This window comes from Microbulbifer sp. GL-2 (assembly GCF_007183175.1).
GTDB lineage: Bacteria > Pseudomonadota > Gammaproteobacteria > Pseudomonadales > Cellvibrionaceae > Microbulbifer.
In genome coordinates this window covers 338,510-355,414 of the sequence record NZ_AP019807.1, presented here as the reverse complement: position 1 = coordinate 355,414, position 16,905 = coordinate 338,510, and the positions used below count along the sequence as shown (strand labels likewise).

General features: G+C 45.5%; 14 protein-coding genes and 1 pseudogene. 1 reads left to right on the top strand and 14 read right to left on the bottom strand.

Annotation, left to right across the window (positions count from 1 at the left end):
- Positions 1 to 67: 67 nt before the first annotated feature.
- From nuoC to GL2_RS01605, 7 genes are all read right to left on the bottom strand, one after another.
- Positions 68 to 1,873 (bottom strand): NADH-quinone oxidoreductase subunit C/D, encoded by a 1,806-nt coding sequence (gene nuoC / locus GL2_RS01635; protein ID WP_143728990.1) that lies wholly within the window; start codon positions 1,871 to 1,873, stop codon positions 68 to 70.
- A 52-nt stretch (positions 1,874 to 1,925) separates the two neighbouring features.
- A complete protein-coding gene (locus tag GL2_RS01630; RefSeq protein WP_143728989.1) occupies positions 1,926 to 2,573 on the bottom strand; it encodes an NADH-quinone oxidoreductase subunit B family protein in 648 nt (215 codons plus the stop codon).
- 19 nt (positions 2,574 to 2,592) lie between these two features.
- Positions 2,593 to 3,006 carry an NADH-quinone oxidoreductase subunit A gene (gene ndhC / locus GL2_RS01625; protein ID WP_143728988.1) on the bottom strand — a complete coding sequence of 138 codons (414 nt, stop codon included), beginning with the start codon at positions 3,004 to 3,006 and terminating at the stop codon, positions 2,593 to 2,595.
- 403 nt (positions 3,007 to 3,409) lie between these two features.
- Positions 3,410 to 3,712 (bottom strand): hypothetical protein, encoded by a 303-nt coding sequence (locus GL2_RS01620; RefSeq protein ID WP_232053732.1) that lies wholly within the window; start codon positions 3,710 to 3,712, stop codon positions 3,410 to 3,412.
- Positions 3,646 to 3,855, bottom strand: coding sequence for a class I tRNA ligase family protein (locus GL2_RS22265; protein ID WP_143728986.1), 210 nt, complete (start codon positions 3,853 to 3,855; stop codon positions 3,646 to 3,648). The genes GL2_RS01620 and GL2_RS22265 overlap by 67 nt, the downstream gene beginning before the upstream one ends.
- Before the next feature lie 471 nt (positions 3,856 to 4,326).
- Positions 4,327 to 4,755 carry a hypothetical protein gene (locus tag GL2_RS01610; protein WP_143728985.1) on the bottom strand — a complete coding sequence of 143 codons (429 nt, stop codon included), beginning with the start codon at positions 4,753 to 4,755 and terminating at the stop codon, positions 4,327 to 4,329.
- A 569-nt stretch (positions 4,756 to 5,324) separates the two neighbouring features.
- The gene (locus GL2_RS01605) at positions 5,325 to 5,954 is read right to left on the bottom strand and encodes a GrpB family protein (protein WP_197736505.1); all 630 of its coding nucleotides are present in this window, start codon (positions 5,952 to 5,954) and stop codon (positions 5,325 to 5,327) included.
- A 1,022-nt stretch (positions 5,955 to 6,976) separates the two neighbouring features.
- Here GL2_RS01605 and GL2_RS01600 point away from each other — a divergent pair.
- Positions 6,977 to 8,386, top strand: coding sequence for a YdgA family protein (locus tag GL2_RS01600; protein WP_143728984.1), 1,410 nt, complete (start codon positions 6,977 to 6,979; stop codon positions 8,384 to 8,386).
- Positions 8,387 to 8,645: 259 nt separating this feature from the next.
- Here the strand turns inward: GL2_RS01600 and GL2_RS01595 are convergent, their stop codons facing one another.
- From GL2_RS01595 to GL2_RS01550, 7 genes and pseudogenes are all read right to left on the bottom strand, one after another.
- Positions 8,646 to 8,879: a DUF5062 family protein gene (locus GL2_RS01595; RefSeq protein WP_143728983.1), complete on the bottom strand. Its 234-nt coding sequence runs from the start codon at positions 8,877 to 8,879 to the stop codon at positions 8,646 to 8,648.
- Between the two features lie 702 nt (positions 8,880 to 9,581).
- Positions 9,582 to 10,037 carry a DMT family transporter gene (locus tag GL2_RS01590; RefSeq protein ID WP_143728982.1) on the bottom strand — a complete coding sequence of 152 codons (456 nt, stop codon included), beginning with the start codon at positions 10,035 to 10,037 and terminating at the stop codon, positions 9,582 to 9,584.
- 1,284 nt (positions 10,038 to 11,321) lie between these two features.
- Positions 11,322 to 11,750 carry a DUF4124 domain-containing protein gene (locus GL2_RS01585; protein ID WP_172621022.1) on the bottom strand — a complete coding sequence of 143 codons (429 nt, stop codon included), beginning with the start codon at positions 11,748 to 11,750 and terminating at the stop codon, positions 11,322 to 11,324.
- Positions 11,751 to 12,211: 461 nt separating this feature from the next.
- Positions 12,212 to 12,490, bottom strand: coding sequence for a hypothetical protein (locus tag GL2_RS01575; protein ID WP_143728979.1), 279 nt, complete (start codon positions 12,488 to 12,490; stop codon positions 12,212 to 12,214).
- A gap of 743 nt (positions 12,491 to 13,233) precedes the next feature.
- Positions 13,234 to 14,316 (bottom strand): annotated as a pseudogene (locus tag GL2_RS01565) (IS3 family transposase); the annotation flags it as partial.
- Positions 14,317 to 14,435: 119 nt separating this feature from the next.
- Positions 14,436 to 15,056, bottom strand: coding sequence for a class I SAM-dependent methyltransferase (locus GL2_RS01555; protein ID WP_143728976.1), 621 nt, complete (start codon positions 15,054 to 15,056; stop codon positions 14,436 to 14,438).
- Between the two features lie 549 nt (positions 15,057 to 15,605).
- On the bottom strand, positions 15,606 to 16,292 hold the full coding sequence (locus GL2_RS01550) for a DUF1963 domain-containing protein (RefSeq protein WP_143728975.1): 687 nt from the start codon (positions 16,290 to 16,292) through the stop codon (positions 15,606 to 15,608).
- Between the last annotated feature and the right edge of the window lie 613 nt (positions 16,293 to 16,905).

Below are 16,905 nucleotides of genomic sequence, written 5' to 3'. Positions count from 1 at the left end.
GCCAAAAGAACTATTCCGCGCACTGGTCTCCCCCGCTGAATTGCGACTCGTGGCCGCGTTTTATGGTTTATCGGTCTACGTCTGCCATCACAAAATCAATACTGGCAATTATTGCTATCAGGTCAGCGATGAGCAGTCCTCTCGACATCAACGGAATCATCTGTAAGTGTGGGAAAGAGGGAGTGCGTATCCGGGTTCGATATGAAGTGGTGCCGCCGTCACTGATGATCTGGTAGCTGTTCAGCCCCTTGGTGGCTTCTATAGGGAAACAAACTTCCCCGGCGGGCATCACCGGCCCCCAACTATTATTTACAAAGTGCTGTATTAGGGTTTCGATATCCTGCATGGTACGCCCCTTACGTGGAGGCGTAGTGAGCGGGTGATCAGACTTGTAGGGGCCTGAAGGCATATTTTCCAGGCACTGGCGAATGATCCTGAGGCTCTGCCACATTTCATCCACTCGCACTCGGCAGCGATCGAAACAATCACCACCGTCATAGCTGGGAATATCGAACTCGAATTGATCATAACCACTGTAGGGGCGCTTCTTACGCAGGTCCCACTCCAGGCCCGTGGCGCGTAAGCCAGGTCCGGTAACGCCCCACTCCATAGCTTCCGCAGTGTTGTAGACGCCGATTCCTCTGGAGCGCCTTTGCAACAATTTATTCTTGATAACCATGCCATCGTAGTCACGCAGTCGTGCGGGCATATAATCAAGGAATTCCCGCACCATCTGATCCCAGCCCCTGGGTAGGTCTTGGGCGACGCCACCAATGCGAAACCAGGCTGGATGCATACGCCCGCCGGTGATCGCCTCTACGATGCCAAACAACTTTTCCCGGTCGATGAACATGTAAAAAACGGGAGACATCTGCCCGACATCCTGGGCGAAGGTGCCAAAAAATACCAAGTGGCTGGAGATGCGGAAAAACTCGCACATCATCACTCTAATGACCTGGGCACGCTCGGGAACCTCAATCCCCGCAAGCTGTTCGAGAGCCATTACATAGGGCAGGTTATTCATAACCCCACCCAGGTAGTCGATACGATCTGTGTAAGGGACGTAGGTGTGCCAGGCCTGGCGCTCAGCCATTTTCTCTGCGCCGCGATGGTGGTAGCCAATATCCGGCACAGCATCCACAACCTGCTCACCATCGAGTTGCAGGGCGACGCGGAAAACACCATGTACGCTGGGGTGGTTGGGCCCCAGGTTGAGGAACATAAACTCTGAGTCCTCATTCTCACGGGCCATACCCCAGTCTTCCGGGCGAAACAGCAGGGCCTCCTGTTCGCGACGTTCCTTCTCTTCGGACATTGAGAAGGGGTCCACCTCTGTGGCGCGGGCGTGATGATCTTTACGTAAGGGATGACCTTTCCAGGTTGACGGCATCATAATACGGCGCAGATTTGGGTGGCCGCTAAAGTCGATACCAAAAAGGTCCCATACTTCCCGTTCATACCAATTGGCGTTTTCCCACACATTGGTAATCGATGGAACTGATAGATGGGATTCGGGTAAGGCGACCTTAATACGAATAAATAAATTCCGGCTAAACGACAGCAGTTGGTATAGCAGGGTGAAATCACTGGCCGGTTGTTTATCTGGTCCCTCTCCCCGATTTACCCGCAAGCGCTCATCAATCGCACTGAGATCGTAGAGCATGGCAAAGGGACGGGAAATATCCTGTTTGAGGAAACGTAAAAGCGGTATCAGGGATTGAGCATCCACCCACAAGGTGGGCATGTCGTTGCAGCCAGGCTGCAGCCAATAGTTATGCCGGCGATATTCACGATCCAGATCCAGTAAGAAAGCTTGGGCCTCTTTACTGTAGGGGGTCTCGCTGTGAACACTTTTTGCTATGACGCCAGTCATCGGGGATTCCGTTGTTATTGTATTGTCTTGTCTTTCGGCGGCAACAGTACGTCTATACAGTATCCGGTGCGCGTAGAACCTCTGCGCGCATGCGCTCCTCACGATGCAGGTCGCGCTGGCTTTGTTTGGGAATTTTCCTGGAGCCTTGTTCATCCACGACCCAGCTAAAGCTTCGCCGTTCTTCGGCAACCGATTTTTGCAGCAGCGTCAGTCCTTGTAGCAGGGCTTCTGGCCGGGGAGGGCAGCCGGGTACATAGACATCGACAGGCAGGAATTTATCGACACCCTGTACAACGCTATAAATATCGTACATACCGCCTGAATTGGCACAGGAACCCATGGAGATAACCCAGCGCGGTTCAATCATTTGTTCATAGAGACGCTGCACCACCGGAGCCATTTTCAAGAAAAGAGTGCCGGAGATGACAATGAGATCAGCTTGACGTGGGGTGGCGCGAATAACTTCAGCACCAAAGCGAGAAATATCGTGGCGACTGGTAAAAGCGGTGGCCATTTCCACATAGCAACAGGAAAGCCCAAAGTTGAATGGCCAGAGAGAGTTGGATCGCCCCCAGGCGACCAGTTCTTCAAGCTTGCAAAGTAAAATGTTTTTTTTCAGGTCTTCGGCGACATTCCCTTCTTCCATTTTGGGGGAATCGGCGGCAATCACATCCTGAGCTTTGCTTAACTGCCAGCGCATAGTGTATTCCTGCTTATGTTTATCGATGATTTCCGCGGTTAACCAGACTTTTTTGGTGTCCCCCCCATTCCAGTGCCCCCAGGCGCCAGAGATAAATGAGGCCCACCAGTAGGATCACAATAAAAACGGTGGCTTCGATAAACCCAAGCATCCCTGTTTCATAAAATGCGATGGACCAGCTAAACAGATAGATAGCTTCCAGGTCGAAAACGATAAATAGAATGGCAACCAAGTAGTAAGCGACAGAGATTCGTAAACGCGCGCTGCCCTGGGAAATAATGCCCGATTCAAAAGGTTCATCGGTGGCGGGATCTCTGCGCTTTTGGCCTAGGAAATATGAAAGCCCAAGCATCAATACGATTAATGCAATTACGGCTAGGCAATAAACAATCAGCGGCCATACCTCCGGGTTGAGCTGATCTGGATAGTTCAACTTCTTTCTCCCCGATTTTCTGTTGGGCCTCGGCCCGAGTTGATCACTGATATCGTGATGAAATCTACAGCGCTAATAAAAGATTGATAGGGATTGCTTTCGCTCTAATTGAAAGCTGGTTGAATAAATATTTCTTATTCTCTGTTTTTGTGTTCATTCAGGTCACATATGTTGTGGCCCTGTGTATATAACTGATCGTTCACTGTTTATAAATCGTTGCGCCACTCAGCGCCAGTGCGGCTAAGGAACGTTTAATTATTGTTTGTATGGTTTTTATAAGAAGGGGTTCTGTAAAGAAAAGCGCCAGGTGGATTTTTGCGAAAATTGGGCAATAAAAAGAGGGTGAGCCCCCTTATCAGACGTTCAAAGCATTGTAGGGATTAGTGTAATTCTCATCTTTGGATTAAAGGTTGCTAATTTTCACCAGCTGCTGCTGTAGGCGCTCCTGGGTACTTCTCATATCTGTGAGCTTATCCTTTTCTTTGGCGACAACTTCAGACGATGCTTTATCGACAAACTTCGGGTTATTGAACTTGCCCTCGACGCGAGCGAGGTCCTTGGATCGTTTTTCGATCTCTTTTGGCAAGCGTGTGCTTTCAGCTTTGACATCGGCCGGGCCGGCCATAGGCACCAGCAGTTCTATATCGTCCACCACAGCTGATGGGAAATACACCAGTCCTGGATATCGCACATCCAGGAGAAACACATATTTTCGGAGTTTTTCAGTACGAAGTTAACGCGGCCATCTTCAACGCCCAGGGGTTGGGTTTTTACGTACCGCCTCAATAACCCGTAGCTGCAACGCGGCGTAAGCTGTTGGGAGCCTTCATTGACTTGGTACGCCCACATGGGCGTGGACTATTGGGGTGAAAGTCCCCTGTAGGAAGATCACCGGTTAATGGGTTCCATCAAATGCTAACTATCAGCGAATGACAACTGCAACTCTGCGAGGTCTTGTGGGGAGGAAGCCGCTAGAAAAACTACGAGCTGACGAACAGAAACGACCTATAAGGCTTAGCCGGGAGGCGAGGTGGATAAGGACAGCGAAACCAAGTGGTCTAACGGGTGGAGTCAATGATGCAGTTGTGTGGTGAAAGTTCTCGTTCTTATCTGGGGAGATCTGTATTAGCTTGCTGCTGTGAAGCTGTCGGGGTGGCCGCTGACTCAGAAGTAGCGCACTGCCATGACACTCTACTCAAATGAAAAGCTGCTGGACCCTATCGTAGGGTAGAGATTCATTACGGATAGGGAACCGCCCATTACGGACCCGCACGATGGGTGGTGTGGGGGTCGGTATCTAGAAGCTAGCTGCTACCGGATTTAGCCATTTGGTGATTTTGCAAGAGAGTATTGAGCAAAAAACGTTGGTAGAAGGAAAATTGGAATGATCACAAGCCAAAAATCTATCACTGCATCTTCTCCGTAGGATGGGATACCCAATACGTAAGGTGAAATTAGCTCATAAAATAATGCCCATGGAATATATAAATAAAAGAACACCGAGAAAACTGTAGTACTGACAGGTCTTTTTGAGTATGCATAGCAAAAAAGGCTGAAGACGACAATAGGTAAAAATATACCAATATCAATATAGTCAAGGTAATGAATCTCAGGACTTTCGATAAATATGAACGGTATAAGTAGGATTAAAATAAAGTGAATCCAAAAGAATATTTTCCAAAAAACACTTGGTGTTGATTGAGTTTTTCCAGTTTCAACGTTGGATTCTGGAGCTTTATATATTTCCATAGTTTCTTTATTCCTAATGTTGTCAGCAAAGGCGAGCAACCTGTAGCGAGTCCAATACGAAAAGCACATGATTTTGTGCTGGCTTTGGTACGCCCAGCATGGGCGTGGACTAATGGGGTGAAAGTCCCCGGTAGGCAGGTCACCGTTCAATGGGTTCCATTAAATGCGAACTACTAGCGAATGACAACTGCAACACCGCGAGGTCTTGTGAGGATAAAGCCGTTAGCAAAACAACGAGCTGACGAACAGAAACACCCTATATGACTTGGCTTGGAGGCGAGGCGGCCAAGGGCACCGAAGCCGAGTGATCATACGGGTAGAGTCAATGATGCTGTTGTGTAGTGAAAGTTCACGTTCTTATCTGGGGAGATCTCTTTAACTTGCTGCTGTGAAGCTGTCAGAGTGGCCGGTGACTAAGAAGTAGCGCACTGGCATGACACTCTACTCAAATGAAGAGCTGCCCGACACTATCGTTGGGTAGAGATTTATTACAGATAGGAGTCGTCCATTGCAGACCTGTACGGTGTATGGTGTGGTAGCCGCTAGCTAGAAACTACCGGCCACCCGATTTAGCATTGTTTACTTTGCATAGCCTGCTGGATAAATGGCCACTTTTTCTCTGTGTATGCTTCGCGATCCTCTTTATAAGCTGATGCGAGTTCTCGTTTTAACGTTGCGTATTCAGTTGCTATTTCGTTATTTGAGCGTAAAAGTTGGCGAAATTTAATACGTTCCTGCCACAACGGACTTTCATAAGGAACTAGATGAAGGTGATGGGTACGATAAGTATCTGATGGCTTACAAAACCAATGCATGACCTCAGTTTTATATGGCCAGTATTTATAACCACTCCCAACTAGAATATCTATTGCTGGCTTCGATTCACTGAGAGATTTCACACCGAACATAACATCGATCACTGGCTTGGCTACCATACCTGGAACTGCGGTACTACCCACATGTTCAATACTACCGTAAAACCATTTTCCTGCTATGGCCATCAAGTGCTCCTTTTCCCTCTCAAATTTATCCGGCCAAGAGGAATCATACTCTTCGAGAATAACTGGTGCTCTGCTCATAAATTGAAACTTTCCTTGTGATGCTAGCACAACGAACATTTTATATTTATAAGCTACGGCTGATTTTTGGCCGTAGCTTATAAATATAAAATTACGTGTATTATTAACTATTTGAACCACGACACCCCTTTTAGGTATACTGAACATTTCCGATCAATCGATTTTATACTTACATTCAATACCATTCTGCACTACAGAAATATACTCCTCCCCAAAACGAATATTTTTCCATTCGAAATTAAATTTATCTTTGTCGATTACCAATGAGTCATCACTAAGCACGCACTATTTCAATAGTGGAGTACATACTGGACCTCCTTTTGTCCCTGTTGTGGCTGAGACTTGATTCTCTCCGAAACCCAGCTGTTCTACTCTAGTTGGAGAATCTAGGCAAACCCTCATTCCTTTTAGTTTTTCAATAAGCATTGGAGTTGCCAATATGTGTAGTTAGTGCTGCCAGCACAGGCCTAAGCACGCAGTGCGGAGGTCCAGCCCACGAAGTGGGCGGTTGTGCCTGGACTTGGTACGCCCAGCATGGGCCTGGATTAATGGGGTGAAAGTCTTCTGTAGGAAGATCACTGTTTAATGGATTCCATTAAATGCTAACTACTAACGAATGGCAACTGCAACACCGCGAGTTCTTGTGGGGAGGAAGCCGCTAGCAAAACTACGAGTTGCCGAACAGAAACATCCTATAAAGCTTAGCATAGAGACGAGGTGGCCAAGAACGCTGAATTCGGGTGATCTAACGGGTAGAGTAAATGATGACTTCAAAGCTAAATGCAGACAATAATTACAGTCCAAATACGTGGTTTTAGACTTTCGAGCGGCCCAGAAAACTGAATCTCAACTCGCCATTAGTTGCATTTACACGATCCCTTATAAACATAAAAATTTGTACCAATTACAATTAAACATGGCGCTCGCATTTTCGAAGTGGAAAGCTTCCCGCCTCCACCATTACGGACTATATGTAGTGAGTTTCATTAAGTTCGCTTTACATATTTTTGTTAGAGGGACGTCCGTTTTATAGTTTACATCAAGAAAGAACAAATATTTTATATTTTGACTTACAGCTGTCTGTAAATATGAGACAATAATAGACTTAGTTACCAGCCAATTTGTAGTTTGGATTTATCTTAATGAAGAAATTATTAAGTGTATTGCTTCCAGCAGCAGTGCTTACTGGTGTTATTGCACCGAAAATTGCCGGCATTCAACTCGAGTCATCCATTGATGAAATAGTCACCGCCGTGAATGAAAATTCGCCATACACGGTTGAAGTAAAAAACATGGATTCATCCTGGTTTTCAACCCAGACCACCTTTTTGGTAAGCATGGATCTGAGTGCTTTATCGGATGTATCAGATGCCCATGAACTTAAAATTTTTTCTGTAGAAGTAGATTTCAGTGCTTCCCACGGCCCCTTTCGCTTCGGGGAACATGCTGGTTTCGGATGGCTTGGCTGGACGCTAGAAGTTACCGGTGATCAATTACGTGAACATTTGGTTTGGCCTGAGCAAACTCCTTTTTACCAGGTTCATGGCAATATGAATGCTTTAGGTGGTTATTACTATAACGACAGCATTACGCCATTTACTACTGATATTGAAGATCATAAAGCTCAGTTAACTTTCAGTGGTTTTCAGGGTAAAGGGCAATATCAGGATGGGCAACAAACTTACCAGGGGGTTGCCGATAGCCTTACCGTCACTTCTGAGTTAAGGGACTTCAGGGTTGAAAGGTTGACTTTGGATATGACTATGTCTTCCTCCCTTAAGGCAATCTTTGAAAGTGCTTTTTATGATTCTGATACAACAATTAACTTTGATGCCATCAGCTTAAATGATAGAGAAGAAAACGAAAATATTGACATTGCTGACCTATATGTGAAGGCAAGTACTGAATTCAACCAAGAAAAACAACAGGGAAATATGCAGGTTGCCTACGGCTCTAAAAAGGTCGACATAGCTGAATTCCATGGTGAAGATCTGGCCCTTGAGATTGAAGTCGCCAATATCAGCCAAGAATTTTTGAAGTCTTATCAGGATTTTGCCAACTCACTCAATACGCTGCCTGCTGAAGACACAGGAGCTAAGGCTATGGAGTTTATGAGCGCTAATCTGTTATCTTTAGTGGCTGGTGAGCCTCAAGTGAATATTACCAGCTTACGTGGCACTTTCCCGCAAGGCAGTTTTAACAGTAACCTGCATACTAGCTTAGTTGACATTAGCGTGTTACCGGAGCAACCACTAGATCCGGCTTTCTGGCTGTCACATGCCTTAGTTGACGGCAAGCTAAGCGGCGATAAAGCCCTGATTGAATTTATGGCCGTACAAGTGATGAAAGCTCAATTGCAAAATAACCCGCAAACCCAAGGCATGAGTGAAGAGCAGCTGGAGCAAGTAGCTGCTCAACAAGTACCAACCATATTAGCGTCTCTTGAGCAACAAGGTTTGTTAGTATCAACCAATGACGGCTACAGCTCCAATATCAGCCTGAAAGACAGCGAATTTAAGATTAATGAAAAACCTATGCCGCTGCCCCTTTAGCGGATATTAGCCGTTTGTGATTGAAGTGGCTTATCTTAAGCCACTTCATACTCCTTTTCTAAGTTTGACGATTTATCGGTTTTCTTGTGTTAACGGTGTTTATCTAAACTATAAATAAAGCCGGACATGGTTTAGTTTTTATTTGTGATGAAACGTAGGAATATCGGCGCTAATGGCTGCTAACCTATGACTATGACTTTTTAAGCCCTTTTAATATGGCTACCAAATACTTCCTGGTCTTACGATAAAACTCCTCTCTTCACTGCTTTGAGGCCCATATTGCTAACCTATGCATGATAGCCTTCTGTGATATTTTGTCTTCTGGAAGCGGTTGAATTAATTTATCGTGAACTAAAAGACGATAAATATATTCGAGTTTCTCGTGAGCTGAATCGGTAGCTTCAAATTCGACAACGCCTCGCTTGGTGCCATATGCAGTACCGAGTGCTATAGCCTTTTTAACCAACTCTTTTTCGTTTTTGAGTTTCTTCATTATCATCTCTCAAAGAGGTTGTTGATATTACGCGCCTAACGCCCGGAGGCTACTGGCGCCTTTTTTGTCAAGGTTCTGGCAAAAAAGGTGACAGTGGTCGGAGGTCAGATTGTAGGCGCTTGATACGCCCAGGATGGGCGTGGGCTAATGGGGTGAATGTCCCCTGTAGGAAGATCACCGTTTAATGGGTTCTATTAAATGCTAACTACTAGCGGATGGCAACTGCAGCACCGAGAGGTCTTGTGGGGAGGAAGCTGCTAGCAAAACTACGAGCTGACGAACGGAGACATCCTATAAGGCTTAGCCTGGAGGCGAGGTGGCCAAGGACACCGAAGCTGGGTGATCTAACGGGTAGAGTAAATAATACAGTTGTGTGGTGAAAGTTCACGCTCTTATCGGAGGAGATTTGTTTATTTCGCTGGTGGGAGGCTGTCAGCATGGCCGCAGACTCATAAGTAGGTACAACCCGATAGCCACCATCGTGGGGATAGAAAAAATGGAGGAACACAGCTGCGCCTCGGTCAGTAATGGCCAAGGTGATTGAACAGAAGTCAGCCGACGGCATAGTGGTCGAATGAAGATCTGCTTAACACTATCGTTGGCTAGAAATTCATTACGGATAGGGAGCCCCCACTTCGTACACGCACGATGAGTGGTGTGGGGGCTGGTAGCTAGAAACTACCGGCTATCCGATTTAAGTGCTTATCGTCGTGCTACCAGTATGACTCCTAGAACAATGAGAACAGCTCCGCAAATCCTTGTGATAGATAGCTCGATTTTTGGGTACCCGAGCCATCCATTATGATCCAAAACGATCGAAGCTATAACTTGACCGCAGACAATTGAAATTGCCAATACTAGCGCACCTAACTTTGGAGCAAGAAATACAGACATTGCGATATTAAAAGCGCCAAAAGCACCACCGAGCCAAGCCCACCACGGCAAAGCAGAAATCGATTCTTTCGTAAACCAGCTTTCATTTTGAAAAATTGAGATCGTCCCCAAAATTATTGTACCGATTAAGAACGAAATAAATGCAGCTTGAATAGGCGAATTCAAAGCTATACGAAGCTGCGAGTTTATTCCTGCTTGGGATGCTAGTGATCCTCCAACTATAAGCGCAAAAACTAGCAGCGCATATGTACTTAAACTATTCAAATTTCATCACTCTTTACTACTTGCAGCACTTAACGTCCGTATTTGCGGTTGGTTTGGAGCGCAGTGGAAAACCAGTCCCAGACCATGCGCTTGGTACGCCCAGTATGGGCGTGGATTAATGAGATGAGAGTCTCCTGTAGGAAGATCACCGTTTAATGGGTTCCATTAAATGCTAACTACTAGCGAATGGCAACTGCAATACTGTGAGGTCTTGTGAGGAGGAAGCCGCTAACAAAATTACGAGCTGACGAACAGAAACATCTTCTAAGGCTTAGCCTGGAGGCGAGGTTACCAAGGACACTGAAGTCGGGTGATCTAATGAGTAGATTAAATGACGCAGTTGTGTAGTGAAAATTCACGTTCTTATCTGGGGAGATCTGTTTAGCTTGCTGCTGTGAAGTTGTCGGCGTGGCCACTGACTCATAAGTAGGCCCAACCCGCTAGGCATCATCGCGGGGATAGAAAAAGTGATGGAACACAGCAGCACCTCGGTCAGCAATGATCTAGGTGATTAAACTGAAGTCAGCAGACGGCATAATAGCCAAATACCAAGATTAATAACTTGGACAGGGTGAAGCCTGAACCTAAATACACAAGTTAAAAGACAGGCTAGCCTATCGATATGTTTCCAGCCGGATAAAGTTGAGGTAGCGCACTGCCATGACACTTAACGCAAATGAAGAGCTGTTCGAGACTATCGTTGGTTCGAGATTCATTACGGAGGATAGGGAACCGCCCATTTCGGACACGTACGATGGGTGGTGTGGCGGCCGGTAGCTAAAAACTACCGGCTACCCGATTTATGTTTTACTTGTAGTGAGCGCATATAGTAGTCACTTTGGCACCGTTTGAGAAAGTCACTCTCTGACTGATATTTGCCACTTCTACCGATGGACTTAATTTGAAGTATTGATTTCGGCTTTGCCATGCACTCATGGAGTAACATTTTGAAACCCATTCAAGGTTACATAGAACTTCAAAAGGTTCTTTTGAGCTAACTCCACTGCAACCTTCCTTTCCGAATTTGCACAGTTCGGATTTATAGAACATTGCCTTGTGAGTAGGTGGGTGTTGCATAAGGCATAATTTTTCATATTTTTCGATAGGCTTCTCATTTTTCTTGACTGTGAAACTATCCGCGAAAGCACAAGAAGAAAATATTAAAAGTAATACTATAATTCTCATGAATTCCCCTTGGAAACATAACGCCGCAACACGCGCAAGCGTTTTTGAGGTCCTTCCCAGCGTAGCGGGGCATAGTGCTTGGTTTTGTTATGGCCTTTACTATTTGTTAGCATGTTTCAGTTTATTAAATAGTGGATTCGGTTTGTTTGAAGCCTTAATTTCAGCATGGCCTAGAGTGTTGCCTTTAGGCTCGACGTATTTCATTAGCACTACTGGCATATTGCTTACATTATTTGCCAGCTTTATGAACTCATTGGAGGCTGGCTTTGTTGTAAATTCGTACTTAATAGTTACATCTCCATCCTCTCGGAGTACATCAATTATCTGTATTGATGTTGGCTTCTCTGATCGAAGACGGCTTACCCAGTCGACGCTGTTGGACTTTATTGTAATTTTTTCTTGGATTGCTCCATCAGCGCATGGCTTATCAGAGAAACCAAGTTTTCCGTCTGGTTGCATACACTTATAAATTTCCGCTGAGACAGCAAGTGGAAATAGTAATAGCAATGTTGAAAATATGTACTTCATGTTAAATTTTCTATAAATCTTGGCGTAAGCCATAATGTTGTAAGTAGAGGCTGAGCGTTAGCGACGTCCACTGCCTTGCCTTGTTAAATTGTGATCTATTCTTCAAGCTTCGCATTAAATTCCTGCCGGTAGGCTCTATTTGTTTTTCTGTGTTTCCAAGTTTCAATTGATTTGGAGGCAGCCTTGACCCATCTAGGATCTCCCGTAGACTCAACAACAGAAATATTATCAACTGAGCCACTTGGTAGAGCGATATATTTTAAATGTAGATATCCTTCCTCCAACTCAGTAACCCTAGGAGCCTCAACATGAGGGAAAAATGCCCCTTGCTCGTGAGTGCATCAAGTTTCACCCGCTATGGAGCCAAGTGACAATACTAGAATTAAGTAAGTTAATTTCTTCATAGCAATTTAGCATCTAAAGCACAGGAGCGGCTTTACTGCATCCAGAGCCTTAACCTACTAATTTTGTCTCCTGACAAACCTAAGTTCATCATTGTTTTCTGTATCAGTGAACAGAAGTCTATCACTGATATTTTCTGGCTCTTGGAGGAAATTCCAGCAGATAGCAATCGAACCTTCTGCCCACTCAGGTTTTTCGTCTAAAAGCCATTGGCATTCTTTAGTTGCCTCATTTGTATCAGCAATATAAACGACTGTAGCTTGAATCCAGGTTTCACCTTCATTGTTTTCGACAATGTCGTATAGTTCTACTGATTCGCCAGATATGTATTTCATCATATTTCTAAGTTATCGCCAAGCTCACCCACGGAGGCACGATAGCGCTGGAGGTGGGTGCGGCGCCTTGGTACGCCCAGCATGGGTGTGAACTAATGGGGTGAAAGTCCCATGTAGGAAGATCACCATTTAATGGATTCCATTAGATGCTAACTACTAGCGAATGGCAACTGCAATACCGTGAGGTCTTGTGGGGAGGAAGCTTCTAGCAAAACTACGAGCTGACGAACAGAAACATCCTCTAAGGCTTAGCCTGGAGGCAGGTGACCAAGGACACTGAAGTTGGGTGACCTAATGAGTAGATTAAATGACGCAGTTGTGTAGTGAAAATTCACGTTCTTATCTGGGGAGATCTGTTTAACTTGCTGCTGTAAAGCTGTAAAGCTGTCAGCGTGTCCGCTGACTCATAAGTAGGCCCAGCTCGCTAGCCACCATCGCAGGGATAGAATAAAAATGGCCGAACACAGCAGGGCCTCGGTCAGTAATGATTACGGTGATTAAACAGAAGACGGCAGGCTGCATAGTAGCCTAATGCCAAGATTAATACCTTGGACTGGGTGAAGGAGTGAACCTAAATCCATGAGTTAAAAGACAGAGCTAGCCTATCGATATGTTTCCAGTCGGATATAAAGTTGAAGTAGCGCGCTGCCATGATTCTCAACTCAAATGGAGAGCTGCTCGACACTATCGTTGGGTAGAGATTCTTTACGAATAGGGTGATCCTACCCATCAACAACGGACACACCACTGTAGTCTATCTTTATATACTCAAATACGGTTTCTCGCATGAGGCACCTTGTAGGAAAGCGGTTACCATGGATTGCTTCTACCTTAAGTGAGTGGAAGAACGTTTCTGCACAAGCATTATCATAGCAATTACCTTTGGCGCTCATGCTGCACCGCAGATCATACGCTGTAATTAAAGATTGATAATCTTTAGAGCAATACTGGCTTCCCCTGTCAGTATGCACGATAACAGTCGTAGGTTTCTTACGTCGCCATAAAGCCATTTGAAGGGCGTCACAGACCAATGTAGCCGTCATCGTTTCTGACATCGCCCAACCAATAACCAACCGACTATATAGGTCTATCACTACAGCCAGATATAACCAACCTTCTTCCGTTCGTAGGTAGGTAATATCCCCAGCCCATTTCTGATTCGGCACTTCAGCATTAAAGTTCTGCTCGAGCAAATTTGGAGCTACTGGCAGACCATGTTTTGAGTAGGTTGTGGCTTTATATCTCCTGCCTGCTTTAGCCCGTAGGCCCTGTCGACGCATGCTGGCAGCAATTGTTTTCTGATTATATTTACTCCCCTCACTGGCCAACTCCTTCGTCAGACGAGGGGCGCCGCTACGTTCTTTGCTGGCTATAAAGCGCTGCTGTACCAAGCTATCGAGCTGCATTCGGTACTGCTGGTACTTGGATTGGTCAGCCGATCTTGACACCCAGTTATAAAAGCCACTGCGAGATACGCCCAATACCTTGGCCATCGCTTTGATGCTGAATTCATGCCTGTGCTTTTGCATGAAGGCGTACCTCATTTCAGGCTCTTTGCAAAGTACGCTGCGGCCTTTTTTAAGATCGCCAGCTCCTCTGCCTGCTCAGCCAGCTGCCGCTTAAGTCGAGCATTTTCTGTGGCCAGCTCTCTCTCGGCTTTGATGTAACTTAGCCATACTTCGCCATCCGTAAATCTGGGAAGGGTGAAATCCAAGCTGTTTAGCGGCAACGCTTACCCCGACCTTGAGCGCCAGTGCTAGGGCATCCTTCCTATACTCCTCTGAATATTGTTTACGAGTGGTTTTGGTTGGTTTATTTGATCTTGTCATAGAGCACCTCTGCTGCGTAGTTTATCGCTTAAGAGAGTGTCCATCGTTGGTGGGTAGGATCAGGGAGCCGCCCATTGCGGACCCACACGATGAGTGGTGTGGTAGACGGTAGCTAGAAGCTACCGTCTACTGGATTTAGTTTTTTTTCTGGCTACGATGGAAAATATATGCCAATGATGCGGTGTACCATCTGTAGTTTCTCCTGAAAGGTCATGTTCAGTCCACTTTAATAGCTCAAATTTACCGAGGTGTTTTTTAATCTTCGATTCATTCATAACTAGAGTATCACTCCAAAATGCTTCCTTATCATACTCAGGCCCAGCCATTGTGTCTTTCGGCCCCAGGAATGAACCGCAAAAGATTCCACCTTCTGTCAAAGAGTTAGTTATTTTCAACCAAACTGACTCAAAATCTTTTTCAGGACAAAAGAAAAGACTGGCATCAGCAACTACCAGCGAGGACTCAGGATAATTGAAAGTATTAAAGCTATCCCTTGATAGAATAACCTGCTCATCATCTTTGAATCGTTTACGACATCTAGATATAGATTCATTCTCGATATCAAAGGCATGAACTGTGAAATCATTACTGCGCAAATAAGCTATATCAGATCCTGCTCCACAGCCACAATCAACAGCAATCCCTTTTCCTTTTACTTTGCTAAGAGCAAAAATTAAATCTTCACGAGTATCACTATGTTCGGTTGAGTCATAATAGTTTGAGATTTCTCTCGTTGACATTCCCTATCTCCGATGAGTAGAAAATCTAACGCCGCCAACAGTGGTCGAGCGTAGCGAGGTCCAGCCCCGAAGAAGCGATGCTGAACTTTACTTGGTACGCCCAGCGTGGGCGTGAGCTGATGGGGTGAAAGTCCTCTATAGGAAGATCACCGTTTAATAGGTCCATTAAATGCTAACTACTGGCGAATGGCAACTGCAACACTGTGAGGTCTTGTGGGGAGGAAGCCGCTAGCAAATATGAGTGGAGGAACAGAAACATCCTATAAGACTTAGCCTGGAGGTGAGGGGGCCAAGGACACCGAAGCCGGGTGATCTAGCGGGTAGAGTCAAAGATGTAGTTGTGTAGTGAAAGTTCATGCTCTTAACTGGGGAAGTCTGTTTAATTTACTACAGTGAAGCTGTCAGGACGGTAACAGACTCATGTATAGGTCTAACCGGTTCGAGACTATCGTTAAGTACATGGATAGGGAACCGCTGATTACGTACCTCCGCGATGACTGGTGTAGTAGCCGGTAACTATAAATTACCGACTACACGATTTTGAGCTACTCAACAACATTGCCAGAGAAACTTACCAATCGTTCCCTCTTTATTTATGAATGCGTATGAAACACCGGAGTCTCCAAAATTGATACTAAATGGAACTTCACACGAATCTAGCTGCATAAGAAGTGACCAGTCGTCCGTATTTCCTGGAAATTCGTCACCTTGAAGAAAGCTGGGTGTCCCACCAATTTTATTTCCTCCCAGCTTATTACAGTATTTTTCATAGTCCTCGTCAGCTAGGTCAAAGCGTTCTGCTTCTGGAATGAACTCTGGGTCTTTTGAGGCTGAAAGATCAACAGCTAATTCGATGTCTATTGGGTAAAGACCAGTTTTCCCCTTTACTTCAACATAGTCCTGTAAAGTTGGTCCAGTGGTGATATTTCGTACCTTTATTTGAGGCTTACCACCCGGTTGAATAATTACTGCATTCTCGCCACCATCTGGCTCCCATGTTCCATCAACGTACTCATCATCATCTGTCATGAAGATATAGGCCACTTTTCCTTCACAGCCTGGAAATAGATCATTTGTAAGTTTGATCTGACAAATAAAGCGCATGGGAGAATCTATTTCAGAGCTTATTGGCCATTGAGCTTCCTCAAGCCAATTAGGCTGACCGCCAAATTTTGTAACAACATCAGAAATCGGTAATTCAGTTACTTTGAATTTTATTGTATTCCGAGTAATCATACTTATCCTTGTGTACTCTAAACCCTTGCTAATAGGCAGCTGAAACTCAGTGTAGGCTGTCCCGTGGAAGCGGAACGGAGTGTACTTGAGTAACTTGGTACGCCTAGTATGGGCGTGAACTAATGGGGTGAAAGTCCCGTGTAGGAAAGTCACCATTTAATGGGCGCCATTAAATGCTAACTACTAACGAATGGCAACTGCAACACTGTGAGATCTTGTGGGGGAAGAAGCCGCTAGCAAGACTATGAGCTGGCGAACAGAAACATCCTATAAGGCTTAGCCTGGAGGGGCACCGAAACGGGGTGGTCTAAGGGTAGAGTCAATGGTGCAGCTGTGCAGTGAAAGGTCACGTTCTTATCTGGGGAGATCAGTTTAACTGGCTGCTGTGAAGTTGCCAGCCTGGCCGCTGACTCAGGAGTAGCGCACTGCCATGATACTCTACTCAAATGAAGAGCTGCTCGATACTATCGTTGGGTAGGGATTCAACGGATAGGGAACCGGCCATTGCGGACTGGCACGATGGGTGGTGTGGGGGCTGGTAGCTAGAAACTACCGGCTTTCCGATTTATGCGCCTGTCCCTGCCTAATCACAGCGACATCTATGTGGTTACCA

Excerpts from the sequence above, each read along its gene's own strand:
- nuoC (WP_143728990.1), bottom strand. The coding sequence starts at position 1,873 with ATGACTGGCGTCATAGCAAAAAGTGTTCACAGCGAGACCCCCTACAGT.
- GL2_RS01630 (WP_143728989.1), bottom strand. The coding sequence starts at position 2,573 with ATGCGCTGGCAGTTAAGCAAAGCTCAGGATGTGATTGCCGCCGATTCC.
- GL2_RS22265 (WP_143728986.1), bottom strand. The coding sequence starts at position 3,855 with ATGTGGGCGTACCAAGTCAATGAAGGCTCCCAACAGCTTACGCCGCGT.
- GL2_RS01610 (WP_143728985.1), bottom strand. The coding sequence starts at position 4,755 with ATGGAAATATATAAAGCTCCAGAATCCAACGTTGAAACTGGAAAAACT.
- GL2_RS01600 (WP_143728984.1), top strand. The coding sequence starts at position 6,977 with ATGAAGAAATTATTAAGTGTATTGCTTCCAGCAGCAGTGCTTACTGGT.
- GL2_RS01595 (WP_143728983.1), bottom strand. The coding sequence starts at position 8,879 with ATGAAGAAACTCAAAAACGAAAAAGAGTTGGTTAAAAAGGCTATAGCA.
- GL2_RS01585 (WP_172621022.1), bottom strand. The coding sequence starts at position 11,750 with ATGAAGTACATATTTTCAACATTGCTATTACTATTTCCACTTGCTGTC.
- GL2_RS01575 (WP_143728979.1), bottom strand. The coding sequence starts at position 12,490 with ATGATGAAATACATATCTGGCGAATCAGTAGAACTATACGACATTGTC.
- GL2_RS01555 (WP_143728976.1), bottom strand. The coding sequence starts at position 15,056 with ATGTCAACGAGAGAAATCTCAAACTATTATGACTCAACCGAACATAGT.
- GL2_RS01550 (WP_143728975.1), bottom strand. The coding sequence starts at position 16,292 with ATGATTACTCGGAATACAATAAAATTCAAAGTAACTGAATTACCGATT.